Origin of the sequence: Candidatus Electronema sp. PJ, assembly GCF_048287395.1 — a bacterium.
GTDB lineage: Bacteria > Desulfobacterota > Desulfobulbia > Desulfobulbales > Desulfobulbaceae > Electronema.
Map to the genome: position 1 here is coordinate 48,331 of NZ_JBLWEO010000082.1, position 17,647 is coordinate 65,977.

The following is a 17,647-nucleotide window of genomic DNA, read 5'->3' on the forward strand; positions in this document are numbered from 1 at the left end:
AATCAATTTCTCAGCAGATGCCAAACTTATCGGTTTCATTTCCCTTCCTGAGCCTGGAACGCGCGGAGAATCAACCCGGAGAACCAAGATGCTGAAAACCAAAGTCGCTGAGTCTCTCAACAGTCAGATCAATGCCGAGCTGTATTCAAGCTGTCTGTATCTCTCGATGGAGTCGTATTTTCACTCCGTCAGCCTATCTGGTTTTGCCACCTGGATGCGCGTGCAGGTACAAGAAGAGCTGCTTCATGCCATGAAGCTGTACGACTTTGTTGGCAGCCGGGGTGGCCGGGTGGTGTTGGAGGCCATTGCCAAGCCAGATGCAGATTGGGAAAGTCCACTCGCTGCCTTTGCGCACGTACTTCGGCACGAAGAGGGCATCACCGCCCGGATCAACAATCTGATGGATATTGCGGCGAGCGAGCAGGATCACGCGACCAAAATTTTCCTCCAGTGGTTTGTTTCTGAGCAGGTTGAGGAAGAGGCAGGCGTGAGTGAGATCCTCAGCAAGCTGCGCCTGATCCGCAGCGATTCTTCTGGCCTGTTTATGCTGGATGCCGAGCTGGGAAAGCGGGTTTTTGTCCCGCCTGCGCCGTAAATGAGTGCCCGCAAAGATAAGCAACAGATCCTTGATCTGCTGCACAACGACAATCTGGCGGAGATGCAGCAGGCCCTGGCCAAATTTGCCGCCAAAGAAGTCGTTAACACCCTGTTTGCCGCGATCTGCCGGAGCGAAGAACAGCTGCGCTGGCACGCCATCGCAGCTATGGGCTGGACAGTCAGCCAGTTGGCCGAGCAAGACAGGGAAGAAGCGCGGATTATCATCCGTCGCTTACTCTGGAGCCTGAATGAGGAGTCGGGCGGCATTGGTTGGGGTGCGCCCGAGGCCTTGGCAGAAATCCTCTGCCAGCATCACGGCCTTGCCGAGGAGTATGTCCACATGCTGCTTTCCTACATGCGGCCCGATGGCGAAGAAGCGCATCAGGATGGTAATTTCTTGGAGCACGAAGCCCTGCAACGCGGCCTGCTTTGGGCGGCTGGGCGGTTGGCGCAAGGCCAGCAGGACTTAGTTTTGGCCAAAGGCATGGCCGATGATCTGCCGCAGTATTTAGATTCGCCGGACGCGACAGTGCGCGGCTTGGCAGCCAGGGCAATAGGCTTGCTGGGCAGCTGCCCCTGCCTCGAAAAATTGCGCCAATTAACCGCAGATCAGGCAACCTTGCGTGTGTATGACCAAGGCTGTCTCAACACCGTCACGGTAGGGGAACTGGCGAGCCAAGCTGTAGCCAATTTGCAGTGATTTCTTGGCGAAAATTTGTGGACAGGACTGCTTTCTTGCTCGCTGGCAAAGGAGTTTGGCTCGGCAAGAAAGGAGTTGTAGTCGGCAACAAAGGAGTTCTGTTTGGCCAGAAAGGAGTTTTGCCGACTTGCAGAGGAGTTCTGCCGACTAGGAAAGGAGTTTAGCTCGGCAGAACTCCTTTCCTGTTAAGCCGCAAAGGAGTCTGGCTTGGCCAAACTCCTTTGTTGCCGACTACAACTCCTTTCCTAGTCGGCAGAACTCCTCTGTTGCCGAGCCAAACTCCTTGATAAACGAGCCGGACTCCTCTGCCAAGCACTGCGGAAGCTGCCCAATATCGCAGAAGAGGCGTGCTTGCTCGCCAACATTGATGAATAACATGTTTCCCTTTGCTGCCTGCCTCCAAATTGAAGTTTGTCCGGGTGAGATCGAGATCAATTTGCAGCGGTTCCAGGCTCTGTTGGCTACTGCACAGTTGCCAAAGAATACCCTGGTAGTGCTACCGGAACTCTGGGCCTCTGGTTTTGCTTTGCCCCAGGCTGCGTTTTTTGCCGAGCAAACTCCAACCATTCTGAAACTGCTTCAGCGCGAGGCAGCGGAACATGGCCTCTGGTTTGCAGGCTCTTTGCTCGAACCACAAGCAGGCGGCAAACCGTATAACACCCTTTTTCTGGTCGGGCCAGAGGGTGTGCTTGGCAAATATCAGAAGCAGCATCTGTTCCGTTTCTGGCAAGAAGAGCAGTATCTGCAAGCTGGGCAAGAACCGCTGCCAATCAACACACCTTTTGGACTGCTCGGCGGGCTGATCTGCTATGATCTCCGTTTCCCGGAGCTTTGCCGCCAACAGGTCTTTGCGGGCAGCAAGCTGATTGCGATTGCCGCGCAATGGCCGCTGCTGCGGCTTGATCACTGGCGGCTGCTCGTGCAGGCCAGGGCGGTGGAGAATCAGGCCTTTGTGGTGGCCTGCAATGGTTGCGGCCTGGTCAAGGAAGGCAAGTTGGCCGGACATTCGCTGATCGTTGATCCGACCGGGCGGATTTTGGCCGAAACCGGGGAGGAGACCGCGTGCATTCAGTCTGCGCTCAATGAGGAAGATTTGGAGGCCGTGCGCAACCGCTTCTGCACGGGCGGCGAGCAGCCTTGGTTACGTCGCGATGCAAGCAAGATCGTTGATTTGGAGACCTTGCAAGAGCGGCTGGCCTTGATCCGACAACAAAAGAGCAAAATCGTCTTTACCAACGGCTGCTTTGACCTGCTGCACGCTGGGCATGTCGATTATTTGGAGCAGGCCCGCGCTTGCGGCGATTGCCTGGTGGTTGGCCTGAATGCGGACAGCTCAGTACGGCAATTGAAAGGGCCTTCTCGCCCTGTAAACTGCGAGCAAGAGCGAGCAAGGGTGTTGGCGGCCCTGGGCTGCGTGGATTTTGTCGTTGTCTTTGCCGAAGAAACCCCGCTCAAGTTGATCACCGCCCTGTTGCCGGATGTGCTGGTTAAAGGCGCGGACTGGTCGGAAGAGCAGATTGTCGGCGCAGTGGAAGTGAAGGCCGCTGGCGGCGAGGTGCAGCGGATAGCTTTCCGCCGCAACTGCTCCACCAGCGCGATCATCGAGAATATCCAGCAGTATCCCTTGGCTTCACAGAAAAAACCGAGCTGAGAGAACGCACCGTGAAAGGTTTGGAGGATGGTTTCCTCACTTGTTGCTTGCGTATCCCCCGCCTCTGAGCTGTGTTCGCACGATTTCTATGCCTGAATAGTCGAGCGGATTAATCCAGCCCAACAGCCCAGAATCCTTAAGTGCCTGGTCTTCAGGTGTCAGGGCCTTGAGTGCGGCAGTTACTTGGGCAGCCAGCTTTTTATCCACGCTGGCGGTCTTGGCTAAAGGGAAACCAGGATACAGCACGGTCGAACAGAGATAGGGGAAGTCGCGGTGGTGTTTTTTTTCTAAGATTTTGACATCATCCATTTTGATTTCTCCGTTGGCTTCTGCCTGCTCCAGAAAGCCAGTGGGCACCGTGCCTGCATCAACCTGCTTGGCAAGCACTGCCTTGATCACGGCCTGGGGTGTTTCAAAGAAGCGAAGCGTTGACACAAAGGTGTAGGCATCAATCCCCGCATCTTGGAACTCTTTTTCCGTCATCTGCCAGCCAGCAAACGACCAGCGCCGCACAGCACCGAACTTTTTGCCTTTTAAATTGGTCAGCCCATTGATGCTCTTGTTGTTCGCTGTGGTAAAAATGACTCCGCCGATGAGGTCAGTACCAGTGACAGCGTTCTTCATCGTTGCTACAGCCACTGCGCCGTAGTTGACTTTGGCCGCAGCAAACATCGAGGGGTCAGCAGTGAAGAAATCAACCTTACCCGCCTCTACCGCAGGCAGTACCTCCTTGAATTCCAAAGGCAGCACTTCCACTGGCCGCTCTAATTTTTTCGCAAGATACTCGCCAGTGGCCTCCCACTGCTGCTGGCCCTTGAACGGTCCGTTCCAGGTAAGGAAACCAAGAGTGATCTTAGCAAATTTATCCTCAGCCGCCTGGCAAGAAGCGGCAAATGCAAGCCAAAAAACACCAGCTATGAACAAAAATCTTCCTTTCATTTTCTCTCCCCCCTTTTTTGCAGCGGAGAATCTGCTTTTCTCCGCAGTCATTGCTTGCAAGAGCGCAACACAGTGGTATATAATTTCGCCATCAAGAAATTGGACTGAGTCTTTCAACTTGAAGGTATTAAAAGAATTATCGCATATAGAGCAGCAATGTCAAGGCGGATTACCGCTTACCAGAGGAGTCAAGCGGCAATCCGCTGCACTCAATCCATCAAGACAGAAAAACGGCAAGCGAGGCAGGGGGTTAAAAGAAAAATTTTGATTTCACCCCCAAATGTGCTATTCTTGGTAATGGCGAAAGTTAAGCCGCCTGTGGTATGGTTTGTCCGGCTAGTAAGCAGCCTTAAGCAGAACTTTTCATTTATCCTTTGAATGTTATGAGCATCAGACGAGCGGTCATCCATGTCTGATATATCGAAAATCCTCATCGCTGACGACGATCTGCTCTTCGTTAACGATCTTTTTGAAGTTTTAGACAACTTCCGCCAGTACAAGGTGCTGACCGCCACCAGCCGGGGGGAAGAGCTGTTCCATCTGAAGCAGGAAAAGATCGCCGTGCTGGTGGTCAACCTCCATGCAGGGAGTTTTGACGGCCTGGAGATGCTGTCTTTAGTCTCCACCTCCTACCGCCACATCCAGTGCATTGTCATGATCAGCGGTGAGCACCCCTCGCTCAAGGCTGTGACCAATTGCCCCTGCAAGGATTCGGTGTATCGCTATCTGGTTAAACCCTCAAATTTGGAAGTCATTGGCTGCGCGATTCTCGAAAGCCTCCAGCGGTTGGATGAGAACGACTACGAACCAGGCATCTCTGTGGCCAAAATCGTGGCTTTCTTCGAGGCAGCCCATAGGACAGCGAGAATTTCCGTCCGCTTCGGCAGCAAGAAGCATGGTCTGCTTGATTTTGACAAAGGTGTGCTGATCAATGCCGCTTGCGAGAAAAAACAGGGCACTGAGGCAGCGTTAGAAATCTTTGACTGGCCACCGCTGGGCTTCCTCATCGAATCCGAGGAGCTTGCAGCGGAGCGCACCATCAATGCGAATGATCTGGAGACCATCCGCGTGACCTCACGGCTGAAAAGGGAGGCAGCGAAGAACGTGATTAATGGCGGCAACCAAACTGCGGAACAGAAAATCAGCCTGTTCATAGTCGATGATTCCAAGATGATGCGCAAGGTAATCGCGAGCATCTTCAAAGACGACCCCTTTGTCCAAGTGGTAGGCGAGGCTGAGAACGGCGAAGAGGCCCTCCAGCTGATTCCTCAGCTCAAGCCGGATGTGATTACCCTGGACGTGGAGATGCCCGTGATGGACGGCCTGAAAACCATCAAGCATTTGATGATTCAGGCCCCTACACCGACGGTTATGCTCAGTTCTATGACCCAGGACGGCGCGCAAGTGACCTTTGACGCGCTGAAATACGGAGCCGTAGATTTCGTTGCCAAGCCTTCCCGCAATGCAGACACGGATCTTCAGGAACAGACCAGGGAAATCGCCCGCAAGGTGCATCTTGCTGCTGAGGTGGAGTTGGATGCGGTGCGCTATGTCCGGTCAGTGAGCAAAGACAAGCAGGCTAAATTTCCGACCGGTGCCCGCTGCGAGAAAATCGTGGCCATTGGGGCCGCCGAGGGCGGCTATGGGGCCTTGCTCAAACTCCTCCCGCATCTTTCCTCTGAACATCCTGCCGCATATCTGGTCATGTTTTACGCTCCCTCCAAGCATCTCGACTCCTTTGTCGAATATTTAGATCGGTTCTCGCCGCTCAAGATCATGCGTGCAGTGAACAATGCCCCGATAGAGCCGGGCTATTGCTATTTCGCTTCCGGCGAAGAATATCTGACCGTACATGAACGCGAAGAAGGCTTGGCCTTGCATCTGTCCACCGCGCCTTTTGCCACCCAGCGCGGCTCAATCAACATGATGTTCTTCTCAGTGGCCGAGTTGATGCAGGATGACGCAGTTGCGGTCATTCTTTCCGGTGTTGGCGAGGATGGCACTGAGGGCATGGCAGAGATCCTCCGCGTTGGCGGGGCAGGTATTGTGCAAGATCCAGCAGGCTGTCTGTATCGTGACATGCCTTGGTCCGTGTCTGCGCATTGTCGCGAAGCAGCAGTGCTGCCTGACGCGGATATCCCAGAGACCATTCACGGGATTTTGTCGGCGTGAGAGAGAAAAGGAAAAGGCGTTATGGAAAAACAGATCAAGACGCAGCAGATTAAAATTGTTCCGATGGGTAATTCGCTCGGAATCCGGCTACCGAAAGCGGTTTTACAGCGATATGGTTTTGCTGATTCGCTCATCTTGGAAGAAACAGCTGCGGGTTTGCTCCTGAGAAAGCAGAAAGATGAAAAGCTGTCTTGGGCTGACACGTGCAAGGCAATGGCGGAAGAGGGCGAGGACTGGAGCGATTTTGATTCGGTTATCTCAGACGGGCTGGAGGAAAACGGTTGAACGTCAGACGGTACGAAATTTACTGCGCTGATCTCGACCCGACTGTCGGCAGCGAGATATGCAAGACGCGACCTGTAGTTGTGGTCAGTTTGGATGAAGTGAACAAATATCTCGAAACAATTGTTGTCTGTCCGCTGACCTCCAAGCTGCATCCAACCTGGAGAACCCGGCTACAAATTCAGTGCGCTGACAAGCGGGCTGAAATAGCTGTCGATCAGATACGGACGATCAGCAAAAGCCGACTGAAACAGAAAATCGACCGGCTGTCCGAATTGGATGCCTCTCAGCTGCGGCAGCTTATCACTGAAATGTATGGCGAGTAGAGGTGTCCTTACTCTCAGGCAAAGCAAGCCCGACATGCGCGGCAAAGCGGGTCTCACATGCCGTATGTCAGGCCGTATATGTGCCAGGTAAGGCCTGACATGAGGCAAAGCAGGTCGTATATGAGGCATGTGCGGCCCGACATGAGCCATATTCAACCTAACATGCAGTAAAGCTGGTCTTCTCTGCCGCATGTTAAGCCTGATACGAGGCAAAGTAGGCTTCACCTGTGGCGGGGAAAGCGCGACCTGATATAAAAAAAATCAAGAGCACAGCAGGATAAAGGTTGCAAAAGAAGAAATATATCCATATAAACAAAAGAGCGCGGTAATTTTTTTCAACAGGAGGGTTGTGAAGACATGGGCATCATCCTTAGAGCGTGGCTGAACCCGGTTTCCGCAGGAAACCGCAGGCAAGAGGCAGCGGGCTGGCGGTTTTGCCAACCCGCAGTCCCGGAATCCGAACAGAGACAGGAGGGGAAAAGGGAATGAGAAAACAAGAGGTCAAAACCTACAAAAAGAGCTGGGGACTCCGGTGGAAGCTGATGGCTCTGCTACTCCTGGTTGGTCTTATCCCCTATCTGGCCAACGCGTTGCTTGACCAGTATTACGCCTCCCAGGCTCTTGAGGACCGCGCTCAGTTCCAGCTCGAGTCCATCCGCGAGCTGAAAAAGAACCAGGTACTCGGTTACGTCCGCGAGCGTTACAGCGACGTGCAGATGCTGGCCGAGATCATGCAGTCACTGCACTCCGAGGCCCTCGACAAGATGAAAGGCTTCGAGGCGGCCAAGAAGCAAGCTATTGAGCGCTTCCTGGGCAAGCGTTTCGCAGATATCAGGGCGTTGGCCAGTAACTTGGGTACGGTCAGTGCCATGCAGGATTTCGCGGCAGCCTTTAATGAGGAAGGGCAAAAGGTTGGCGGCAGCATCTGGAACGGCCACAAGGAGAAATATGGCCCGATGCTGACCAACTACGTTAAAGAGTACGGCTATTACGACACCATGTTGGTCTCGCTGGAAGGCGATATCGTGTACTCCTCGAGCGAGGAGTCTGACTTAGGCCAGAACGTGGTAAGAGGCTCGCTGAAAGACAGTGCTGCAGGCCGCGTGTTCGCCAAGGCCCTGAAAGAGACTGCCTTGGAGGACTATGCCCCCTACGCACCCTCCAACAACCAGCAGGCCCTGTTCATCGGCACCCCGATTAAGTCTGACAACAAGGTAATCGGCGTATCCATCACCCAGCTGTCCTCAAAAGAGATCAACGACATCGTGCAGGAGCGCGAAGGTCTGGCTGCTTCGTTCGAGTCCTTCATGGTCACAGGTACGAAAGACAATCCTAAGCTGGCTTCTGACCGTACTGTTAAAGAAGGTAAAATCGGCGAGGCCAAGCCTGGTAAGAACTCTGAGTTGGTGCTTTCCGGCCAGAGCGGTGACTTCTTCCAGGTCGGCCCGACGGGTCTGTTCGAGTTGACCACCTTCCAGCCCCTTGCTGTGCCAGGCGTTAACTGGGGTTTGATCACCACCGGTACCCTGACGGACGTACTGGTTCCGCAGGCCGCAGGCGAGACCGACGACCTGTTGAGCAAGTACCAGAAAGCCTACGGCCATTACGACATTTACCTGATTGCCCCGGACGGCTATGTCTTCCACACGGTTAAAAAAGGTAAGTCCTATCACACCAACCTGTTCAATGGTCCATACAAGGACACCAACATCGCCCGTTTAGCCCGCCGGGTTGCTGACCGCAAGGAAGCCGCGATGGTTGACCACGCCGAGTATTCGGCGGATGAGAATAAGCCGGTCTCCTTCCTTGGTGCCCCGGTTATGGAAAAGGGCGAGCTGAAGTTCATGGTTGTGGTGCGTATCACTAACGCCTCTCTCCAGGCCCTGATGGATGAGAAAACAGGTCTCGGTGACACCGGTGAGACCTTCCTCGTAGGTGCTGACTATCTGCCCCGCACCAACTCCCGTCTTGGTTTGAAGCTGTTCGATCAGGACTCCAAGCTGGAAACCGAGCTGGTAAAAAGAACCTTCGCTGAGGACAAGGCGGTACTGGTTGCCCAAGCTCTCGACTATAAGCAGAACGTGATCATCGGTACAGGCGTTAAGGTTGGTTTGCAGAAAGAGCTGGGCGCAGATTTTGAATGGGTGTTGATCTCCAAGATCCACCGTGCTGAGGCTCTTACCGCTGTAACCGAGATTCGTAACCGCGCTATCCTCATCGGTATCGGCATCTTGATCGCCATTGCTATCATGGCCTGGATCGTCGGAGGTGTGTTCGCGAAACCGATTGTATCCATCGCCGAGGTTGTCCGCCAGGTTGCTTCGGAGCGGGATCTAACCCTGAACGTGCCGGTTGCTTCGGGTGATGAGGTAGGACAGATGGCCGCCGAGTTTAACTCGATGCTCGTCGAGTTAAACAGATCGTTTAAAGAGGTTGAGCAGGTTTCCCAGAAGGTTGCGACCAACGCGAAAGACGTGGCAGGCCGCGCTTCTGCGAACCGTGACCGTGCTGAGATCGAGGTAAAGCAGTCAGAAAAGACCCAGGAGCTGCTGGAGACCATGGGTGCGACCGCTGGTCAGGTCGCTGAGGGCGCAAAAGCCCAGCAGGACTCCGCTCTGAAATCCCAGCGTACCATTGCCGAGCTGCTCCAGTCGATGAACACGGTTAGTAGCGCGGTTATCAAGCAATCAAAAGAAGCTGAAACCGTTACCAACCGCGTAGGCGACATGGGTCAGACCGGTGCAATGGTTGTGGCCACGTCGAACGAACAAGGTAAGATGGTTATGCAGGTGACGGCCTCGATGAACGAGATCACCGCCGCTGTACGGAACATGGGTCAGGCGATCAGCAACGCCACCCAGCAAGGTCAAGAATCTCTGAAGGCTGCTAACGCCGGTCGTACCGCTGTTGAGAACACGGTTGCCGGTATGCGCGCCATTGCTGAGTCTTCAGGCCAGATCTCGGAAATCATCAGCGTTATCACCGAAATCGCGGAACAGACCAACTTGCTGGCTCTGAACGCCGCAATCGAGGCTGCCCGTGCCGGTGCGCACGGTAAAGGTTTCGCGGTCGTTGCCGACGAGGTTGGTAAGCTGGCCCAGCGTTCCTCTGAAGCTGCTAAGGAGATCACCCAGCTGATCAAAGACTCCACCGCCAAAGTGGACGAGGGTGCGCGGTACTCCGAGCAGCTCCAGAGCGCGCTCGCGTTGATTGACGCGAGCGGTCGTAACAACATGAAGTCGATTGAGGAAATCGCGTCGGTTGCCCAGGTTGTCGAGAAAGACATCCAGAGCGTCCAGCACCTAGTTCAAGAGCTGAACAAACTGGCCCAGCAGATCGCGACAATGGCCGGTGAGCAGGGTGTCCGCCGTAAAGCTGCGGAGGATGCCCTCGCGTCCATGGTTCAGCAGTCTCAGATCATCAGTGCCCTGGTTGCCGAAGCTACCGCTGGTTCGACCACCATCGACGGCGAGATGCGCGAGATTGTGCGCCGTACTGAAGTACTCAACGAGCTGGTTGCTGCCCAGGGCCAGCGTTCCCAGAACGCGGTCAAGATCGCCCAACAGTCCTTTGAAGGCGCGAAGAAGACCGTGGAGGGAGCTGGTACGGTTGTGTCGATCACCAACGAGTTGACCGCCGCTTCCGCAAGGCTGCGGGAGCAGGTTGAGCAGTTCAAGCTGTAATCCGCCGGACAGCCTCCTGTCCGCTGCTCTGCGTCTGTGCTCTCTGGCAGACGCAGAGCAGTCCGCTTTCAATGACAACGCGGGAGACCGCGCGCAACAAGGAGACCATTCATGGCAGAAGGATTTGCAGCCGAAAGGAGGTTCGCTAGCCAGGAAGAAAAAGAGCAGCTCATGCAGCTGGTCGGCTTCACCATCGGCAAGGAGCAGTTCGGCGTGGACATACTCATGGTGCAGGAGATTATTCGCTCGGCACCGATCACCTCCGTGCCTAACTCGCCAGACTTCATCGAAGGAGTCATCAACCTGCGCGGCAACATCATTCCAGTCATCGAGCTGCGCAAGCGCCTGAACTTGTATCGGAAAGAAAGTGCTGCCAAAGATGCCTGGATCCTGATCCTCGATATTGGAGGCCGCGTCACTGGCTTCATCGTCGATTCAGTTACCAAAGTTCTTAAAATTATGGAAAGCACCATTGAGCCGCCGCCAGACGTGGTTATGGCCGGACTGGCCAACCGCTATATCAAAGGGGTTTGCGATATCGGTGGTACCTTGCTCATCCTGCTTGACTTCAACCGTATCCTGATGGCGGATGAGCTGAAGCAGCTCAGTTCAATCAGCGGAGAATAACAGATGAGTAAACGGGTTCTGGTTGTCGATGACTCCTCTATGATGCGCAAGATGATCGTCAAGCTGCTTCAGCCGCCGGGACACATCGTAGTGGGGCAGGCCAAGAACGGCCTTGAGGCCATCGAGCTGTACAAGGAGCTGAAGCCCGACATCGTCACCATGGACATTACCATGCGCGATATGGACGGGCTGGCTGCGGCCAAGGAGATCCTGCGCTACGACAAGTCCGCCCATATTATCTTTCTCTCCAACCTCGATGAGGAAGTGTATCGGGCCGAGGTGGAGAAGCTCGGTGCGCGCGGCTTTGCCAGCAAGCACAAGGCCAAGGAGATTCTGGATATGATCGAGGAGGAGGAAAAGCAGCAGGACGAAGGCCAGGATTCCGCCGTCTGACCGTGCGGCGGCTATGTCCTCGGGGAGCAGTCCGGTAATGCGGGCATTGCCGCACAGAATATCTTCAACACGGATTTGTCGCCTATGTCAACCTCGTCCCAGGAAGCGGAAGGCATGAGCCTAAAAAGCAAGGCCTTGTCTTTCTTTGCTCTGACCGTTCTCCTCACCCTACTTGCCATCGCCTTGGTTATGTGCGGAGGCGGCAAGGGGCTGTCGTCGGTCGCCGCTCTTACCGTGCTGGGTTTGTTGCTCTGCGCCCAGATTGCTGCTTGGTTTATCTTTCAGGCGCAGGTGCTGAAACCACTGACGGATGTCCAGGTCGCCACCCGGCAGATGACCGACGGTCATTTTGACCATCTCAACCGGATCAGCAGGGCTGACGAGATCGGACGGCTGGGCGAGACCATCAACGATCTGGCGGTCAACATGCAAGAGGTACTCCTTTTTGTCTGGAACCACAGCCAGGAGAGCCGTGAGATCCTGGAGCGGGTCGCGGAGCAGGTGAACGCGCTGCCTGACTCTGGACTCAGCGAGGATATTGAGAAAATGCGGGAAGAAAATGAGAGTCTGAAGGACATTGTCACGTCGTTCAGCTATTTTGAAATCAGACTGGAGCACGAGCGGATGCTGGCCGAATCAGACTGCGGCAAAAACGGACGTTGCTGCGGCGGGGGAGCTGCCTGCAAGTATCCGACCGCCTGAACGAAACAAGGGAACATGTCCGGCGGAAGGGCCGGAAAAGCTGCAACAACTTGACAGCCTGCTTGATCAGACTGCGCCAGGGTGAGCAATATGATAGATACATCCATGCTGCCGGATTTCATCGTTGAAGCGGCGGAACATCTTGAAGAATTAGAGAACAGCCTGCTTAAACTGGAGCAGGGCAAGGGCAAAGAGAACAGGGAGGTCATGGACGAGCTGTTTCGTGCCGTCCATACCATCAAAGGTGCAGCCCAGTTCGTTGGCATTGACCGAGTAGCCGGGCTGTCCCATAAATTAGAGAACCTGCTTGACCTCATCCGTAAGGGCAGTCAGCCGCTCACGCCAGCAGTTACTGACTTGCTCATCGAGGGCAAGGATCGTCTCGCTCTGCTGGTCGAGGAGCTGGAGCGTTCGCAAGCTGAGGAATCCGAGGTTGATGATCTACTGGCCCGGATAAAAAATATCGTTGAAGGTGGCGGCGAGGAAAGTGCTGCTCCGCCCCAGACCGAAGTGCCGCAGCCCTATGAGGAACCGCGCAAAGGCAGTCTGGCCGAAGAGAGCATGACGGAAGAGTATGACGAGGAGCTGTACAGTATCTTCCTTCAGCAACTTAAAGAAAACATTCCGTTCCTTTACGCCCAGACGGTCGAGTTGTCCATCTCGGTTGACAAGCAGGACGTGCTTTACCGGTGCAGCGACTCGATCAAAAGCCTGAAATCCTCGGCCAACTACATGGGGTACGAGAAGCTGACCAAGCATTACACTGACTGGCAGAAAGAGATTAGCACTGCTGTCGAGCAGCTCTCAGCAGGCAAGATGCCAAATCTCGGCTTCATGCAGAATTACATCGACGAGATCATCCGCTCCTTTCCTCAGGCGATGGAAGGCTACTCCCAAGAGGACGCGGCGCAGGTAGCGAAAAAACAGAAATCCAATGCCGCCGTGTTGGATGACATCTTCTCCGCTGGGCCGCATGAGGAGGAGAAGCGAAAAGAGACGACCCAGGTCAATGATCTGGACGATGTGCTGAACGACATTTTCTCCGATGATGACGAGGAGGAAGACGGACCAGTGGCTGCCCAGGGTTCGGCTGCTGTTGACGAGGACGATGAGGAACCAGAGGAAGAAGAAAAGCCGCAGCTAGTTGCAGCAGCAACCTTTGCCGCACCGGAGCGGAAGAAGTCGCTCCAGCTCGAATATGAGTTGTCTGAGGATGAGTACGACCAGGAGCTGGTCGCCATCTTCCTAAAAAAACTCCAGACCGATATGCGGTTCTTGCGCGAGCAGGCCGAAGAGATGTCTGTCGCCGCTGATAAAAAGGAGGTGCTTGAACGCTGCCGCGAGGCAGTGGCACGGCTGGCCTCTTCGGCCAACTACATGGAGTATCACAGTCTGGCCGCCTTCTGTCGAGAATGGCAGCAGGTACTCCAAGAACATGCTGATGCGCTGGTTGCTGGCCGTAGCCCGGATGCCGATAGTGCTCTGCGCCGTTTTATGGAGGAAATAGTCAAAATTTATCCTCAAGCCGTTGAGGTGGAAGCGGGACAGACTCAGGCTCCACCGCAGCCCTCTGCGCCTGCGGCAGTTACTGCTGCTGCCGATGCAGCGGAATTTGATGGCGCGGCAGACATTATTGAATCCTTCTTGAGTCCGCCGTCTGTCGTTGAGGAGAAAAAAACAACCGCGTTGCCAAAGCCTACGGCCCTGATTATCAAGGAGGCCGCGCCAGAACCACCGCTGCCAACCGCCACTGTCGAAGTGGAGGAAAAAGTAGATGACAGTGAGTTGTTTACTCGCCTCAGCAATGCGCTTGAATTGTCCATGTCCCCGCAGGATGATGCTGCTGAGTATCAGATGGACAATGTGATCGAAAGGATCATGGACAAGCCGGAGGCGGAAAAAACTGAAGTCACCCTAGATGAGGAACCGCCCAAGCCTGCGTTTGTTGCGGCCTCTGAGAAGAAAAGCTATGCGGAAAAACCCGTAGTCATCGCCGCAGTAGAGCCAGAGTGGTCTGCCGAGCCTCAGCCTTCACCTATAGAGATGCAGAACGCGGCAGAATCGCTGCCTATCACCGAGGAAGAGCCTTCGCAGGAAATTGCTGAGGATGAGGATACTGACGCGCCAAGAAAGACCGAGGTAAAAAAGCCCGCCGCCCGCAGCAGCATCCGGGTGGATGCGGAAAAGATCGACTATCTGATGAATCAGGTCGGAGAGCTGGTCGTCAGCCGCGCTTATTTTGCCCAGCTGGTCAACGAGATGCGCGGCCTCCAGCTTCTTCTTCAGGAGCGGGCCAAGCTGACCAAGGCAGAGATGAAGCCGCTGCACGAGTTCGCCTTCCGCCTGAGCGAGGCAGGCGTACATCTGGGCCGCGTTTCCAACGAGCTGCAAGAAGGCGTGATGAAGATCAGGATGCTGCCGATTGATCAGCTCTTCAAACGCTATCCCCGCTTAGTGCGTGACCTAACGCATCGCACTGACAAAGATATCCGTCTGATCACCAAAGGCGAGGAGACCGAGCTGGACAAGATGGTTATTGAATCCATCTCTGACCCGCTCATCCACATCATCCGCAATGCGGTTGATCACGGCATTGAGACCATCTCAGAGCGAAAACGTCTTGGCAAAGTGCCGCAGGGTTCACTCACCTTGGAAGCCTACCATGAGAGCGACCATATCGTGGTGGAGATCACTGATGACGGCAGGGGCATTGATCCCAAGCGCATCCGGGCCAAGGCGTTGGAAAAGGATCTGTTCGATAAAGAGGAGCTAGACCGGATGTCCGAGGAGGACATTATCCGCATTATTATGGAGCCGGGCTTTAGTACCGCCGAAAAAACCACCGAGACTTCAGGCCGTGGCGTGGGCATGGACGTGGTGCGCAAGAATGTCGAACGCCTGAACGGCATGATTGAGATTAGCTCGAAAGTAGGGCAAGGCACTCGGATGCGGATCAAGATTCCATTGACGATGGCCATTATTCAGGCTTTGATGGTGCGGGTAGGCAAAGAGAAATTCACCATTCCGTTAACTTCGGTGGAGGAAACCCTGCGCATCTTCCGTCATGATATCTCCCAGATTGAGGGCGTAGATGTCATCTACATTCGCGATACCACCATGCCTATCTTCCGGCTGGCAAAAATTTACAGCATCGACCGCTCAATGGAGGACGAGGAAAAGATGTTCGTGGTCGTGGTCAGTACCGGCACTCAGGAGGTAGGACTGGTGGTTGATGAGCTGCTTGGCCAGGAGGAGGTCGTTATCAAACCCTTGGCCGACTATCTACGGGCAGGTAGTGGCTTTGGCGGAGCCACCATCCTCGGCGACGGAGGTATCTCGTTGATTCTCGATATTCCAGAGTTGGTCAAGATCGCAGGGGAAGATCAGGCTGAAAAGCAGGCTCGACGGACCTTGAGCTTCAAGCGGAAACGGCGGCGCGGTACAGAGGAAGAGCAGCCGCAGGTTGTCCACTGAGCGTGGCAAAGGAAGAGGGAAAAGGGGCAACATTTCCAACCCAGGCTTAGGGGGCTATTCCAGCACGGAGGCTGAACAGTAGGCATGGACAAAAAATATAAGGTTCTTGTAGTTGACGATGCCACCTTCATGACCAAGGCGATCAGCGATCTGCTGGAGTCAGATGCTGAGATTGAGGTGATTGGCGTGGCACGCAACGGATTGGAAGGCCTGAAGAAGATTAAGGAGCTGCACCCGGACGTAATCACGCTCGACATCGACATGCCAGTGATGGACGGTCTCCAGGCCATCCGACACATCATGATCGAGGCCCCAGTGCCTATCGTTGTTCTTAGCTCCCTATTCAGCGATGGCTCCATCACCTTTGAGGCCTTGCGTCTAGGCGTGGTTGATTTTGTTGCCAAGCCTTCTGGTGCGATCTCCAGCGACATCCACGTGGCCAAACAGCAGATCGTAGATCGGATCAAGCTGGCTACCGCTGTCAATTTTCAAAACATCCGTCGGGTCAGGGTCAAGAGGGGACAGGGCAGGGCAGGGCATCTGAACGCAAGTACACCGAGTTCTCTGGTGGTCATCGGCACCTCGCTTACCGGGCCAAACTCCTTCATCCGCCTGATGACCCGGCTCGAGTCTGGTCTGCACGCGGCAGCGGTAATCCTACTGGAAATCTCGCCCAAAATACTACCCGCCTTTGTCGAGAAATTTAATGAGTTTGCTAGCTGGAAGATTGCCATCGCCGAAGACGGCAAAGTGCTGGAGCAGGGAGTCTGTTACATCCAGTCGAATATGTTGTCCGTGACCGTCGATTTCAGCGAGTACGGTGAACCCTGCTTTAAGATGGGCGAGCCAACTGACAACCCGCTCAACACCCTGTTCATTTCTGCGGCTGAAGCCTTCCGGGAAAGGACAGTGGGTGTGCTGCTTACCGGCTACGGCGATGACGGTTCAGAGGGCTTTGCCAGAATTCAAGAGCGGGGTGGAAAAACTATCGCCCAGAGCGTAGAGAGCTGCGTCTATCCCAATCTGACCGACTCGGCCATCAAACGGAAACGGGTGGACATGATTGCAGATGAAAGCAATCTTGCCGAGGCCATTGCCTCGCTGATAAAAAGATGATCCCAGCTCCCCGGCTGACGACAACAATCTGAGACAGCAGAGAAGAATCCTATGATTATCACATGTGAAAAATGTAGAACCAAATACAGGATTGCTGACGAGATTCTGGACAAGCCGGAGCTAAAGGTCCGGTGTCACAAATGCAGCCACCGGTTTATCGTGCGTAGGGCGACGGCAGTAGAGGATGCTTTTCTACTTCAGGACGAGCTGCATCCCGACTACAGCCGGGTGATCGCGGTGAGCAACCAGAAAGGCGGGGTGGCCAAGACCACAACCTGCCTCAATCTCGGCGCAGCCTTGGCCAAGATGGGCAAGCGGGTACTGCTGATAGACTTTGACGTACAGGCCAACCTGACCATCCTCCTTGGATTTCGCAAGACCAGATCTTTTTACGAGGTGCTGACCGGCGGGGTGAAAAGCATTGGCGAGGCAGTGGTGAAGACCAAATATGCCAATCTCTCACTGTTACCGTCGAGCAGCAAAATGGCCCTGCTTAAGAAGAAATACCTGAGTCAGCATAATTTTGAGTACCTGCTGCGGGACAAGCTCAAGGCTATTCAGGATAACTACGACCACGTGATCATTGACACCCCGCCGTCGATAGAATTTTTCACCCTGAATGCCTTGGTGTCTGCCAATCTCGTCGTGATCCCATCGACCTGTGAATATCTTTCCATGCACGGGGTCAGCCAAATTCACGATATCATCAATGTGCTGAAAAAAAACATCAATCGGGAGGTGGAGTGCAAGGTGTTGATCACCATGTACGATGCCAAAAACACTTCAGAAAAGGTAATCTACGACAAACTGCGGCAAACCTACCGAGACAATCTGTTCAGAACGGTGATTGACAAGGACGACAAGATGCAAGAGTCGCACATTGTCAACGCGCCGATCAATTACTACGACGAAAAGAGCCGGGCAGCGGTGCAGTATATGCAGCTGGCCGACGAGATCGCTGGATGATCTCAACGAGGTAAATATC

Annotated in this window: 15 protein-coding genes; 13 read left to right on the top strand and 2 right to left on the bottom strand. The window is 54.4% G+C overall.

The window, feature by feature from the left end; all coding sequences use genetic code 11:
- Positions 1 to 88: 88 nt before the first annotated feature.
- Together ACNKIB_RS13235 and ACNKIB_RS13240 are read left to right on the top strand one after the other, a co-directional pair.
- Positions 89 to 595 carry a ferritin gene (locus ACNKIB_RS13235; RefSeq protein ID WP_417911041.1) on the top strand — a complete coding sequence of 169 codons (507 nt, stop codon included), beginning with the start codon at positions 89 to 91 and terminating at the stop codon, positions 593 to 595.
- On the top strand, positions 596 to 1,297 hold the full coding sequence (locus ACNKIB_RS13240) for a DVU0298 family protein (RefSeq protein ID WP_417911042.1): 702 nt from the start codon (positions 596 to 598) through the stop codon (positions 1,295 to 1,297).
- A gap of 231 nt (positions 1,298 to 1,528) precedes the next feature.
- Here the strand turns inward: ACNKIB_RS13240 and ACNKIB_RS13245 are convergent, their stop codons facing one another.
- A complete protein-coding gene (locus ACNKIB_RS13245; RefSeq protein WP_417911043.1) occupies positions 1,529 to 1,675 on the bottom strand; it encodes a hypothetical protein in 147 nt (48 codons plus the stop codon).
- On the opposite strand from ACNKIB_RS13245, the gene rfaE2 reads away from it, so the two are divergent.
- Positions 1,665 to 2,948 (top strand): D-glycero-beta-D-manno-heptose 1-phosphate adenylyltransferase, encoded by a 1,284-nt coding sequence (gene rfaE2 / locus ACNKIB_RS13250; protein WP_417911044.1) that lies wholly within the window; start codon positions 1,665 to 1,667, stop codon positions 2,946 to 2,948. The genes ACNKIB_RS13245 and rfaE2 overlap by 11 nt on opposite strands.
- A gap of 36 nt (positions 2,949 to 2,984) precedes the next feature.
- Here rfaE2 and ACNKIB_RS13255 read toward each other — a convergent pair whose 3' ends face one another.
- On the bottom strand, positions 2,985 to 3,887 hold the full coding sequence (locus ACNKIB_RS13255) for a phosphate/phosphite/phosphonate ABC transporter substrate-binding protein (RefSeq protein ID WP_417911045.1): 903 nt from the start codon (positions 3,885 to 3,887) through the stop codon (positions 2,985 to 2,987).
- A 408-nt stretch (positions 3,888 to 4,295) separates the two neighbouring features.
- Between ACNKIB_RS13255 and ACNKIB_RS13260 the strand changes: the two genes are divergently transcribed.
- From ACNKIB_RS13260 to ACNKIB_RS13305, 10 genes are all read left to right on the top strand, one after another.
- Entirely contained in the window at positions 4,296 to 6,059 is a 1,764-nt protein-coding gene (locus ACNKIB_RS13260) for a chemotaxis protein CheB (RefSeq protein ID WP_417911046.1), read from the top strand.
- 21 nt (positions 6,060 to 6,080) lie between these two features.
- Positions 6,081 to 6,344, top strand: coding sequence for an AbrB/MazE/SpoVT family DNA-binding domain-containing protein (locus ACNKIB_RS13265; protein ID WP_417911047.1), 264 nt, complete (start codon positions 6,081 to 6,083; stop codon positions 6,342 to 6,344).
- Positions 6,341 to 6,667: a type II toxin-antitoxin system PemK/MazF family toxin gene (locus tag ACNKIB_RS13270; RefSeq protein ID WP_417911048.1), complete on the top strand. Its 327-nt coding sequence runs from the start codon at positions 6,341 to 6,343 to the stop codon at positions 6,665 to 6,667. Before ACNKIB_RS13265 ends, ACNKIB_RS13270 begins: the two co-directional genes overlap by 4 nt.
- Positions 6,668 to 7,152: 485 nt before the next feature.
- Positions 7,153 to 10,350 carry a methyl-accepting chemotaxis protein gene (locus ACNKIB_RS13275; RefSeq protein ID WP_417911049.1) on the top strand — a complete coding sequence of 1,066 codons (3,198 nt, stop codon included), beginning with the start codon at positions 7,153 to 7,155 and terminating at the stop codon, positions 10,348 to 10,350.
- A 111-nt stretch (positions 10,351 to 10,461) separates the two neighbouring features.
- Positions 10,462 to 10,977, top strand: a complete 516-nt coding sequence (locus tag ACNKIB_RS13280) for a chemotaxis protein CheW (protein ID WP_417911050.1) — start codon at positions 10,462 to 10,464, stop codon at positions 10,975 to 10,977.
- A gap of 3 nt (positions 10,978 to 10,980) precedes the next feature.
- Positions 10,981 to 11,370: a response regulator gene (locus ACNKIB_RS13285; protein ID WP_417911051.1), complete on the top strand. Its 390-nt coding sequence runs from the start codon at positions 10,981 to 10,983 to the stop codon at positions 11,368 to 11,370.
- A gap of 114 nt (positions 11,371 to 11,484) precedes the next feature.
- On the top strand, positions 11,485 to 12,072 hold the full coding sequence (locus tag ACNKIB_RS13290) for a HAMP domain-containing protein (protein ID WP_417911052.1): 588 nt from the start codon (positions 11,485 to 11,487) through the stop codon (positions 12,070 to 12,072).
- Between the two features lie 90 nt (positions 12,073 to 12,162).
- On the top strand, positions 12,163 to 15,546 hold the full coding sequence (locus tag ACNKIB_RS13295) for a chemotaxis protein CheW (protein WP_417911053.1): 3,384 nt from the start codon (positions 12,163 to 12,165) through the stop codon (positions 15,544 to 15,546).
- Between the two features lie 84 nt (positions 15,547 to 15,630).
- Complete coding sequence (locus ACNKIB_RS13300; protein WP_417911054.1) at positions 15,631 to 16,662, top strand: chemotaxis protein CheB; 1,032 nt, start codon at positions 15,631 to 15,633, stop codon at positions 16,660 to 16,662.
- Positions 16,663 to 16,713: 51 nt separating this feature from the next.
- Entirely contained in the window at positions 16,714 to 17,628 is a 915-nt protein-coding gene (locus ACNKIB_RS13305) for an AAA family ATPase (RefSeq protein ID WP_417911055.1), read from the top strand.
- The last annotated feature ends 19 nt before the right edge of the window (positions 17,629 to 17,647 follow it).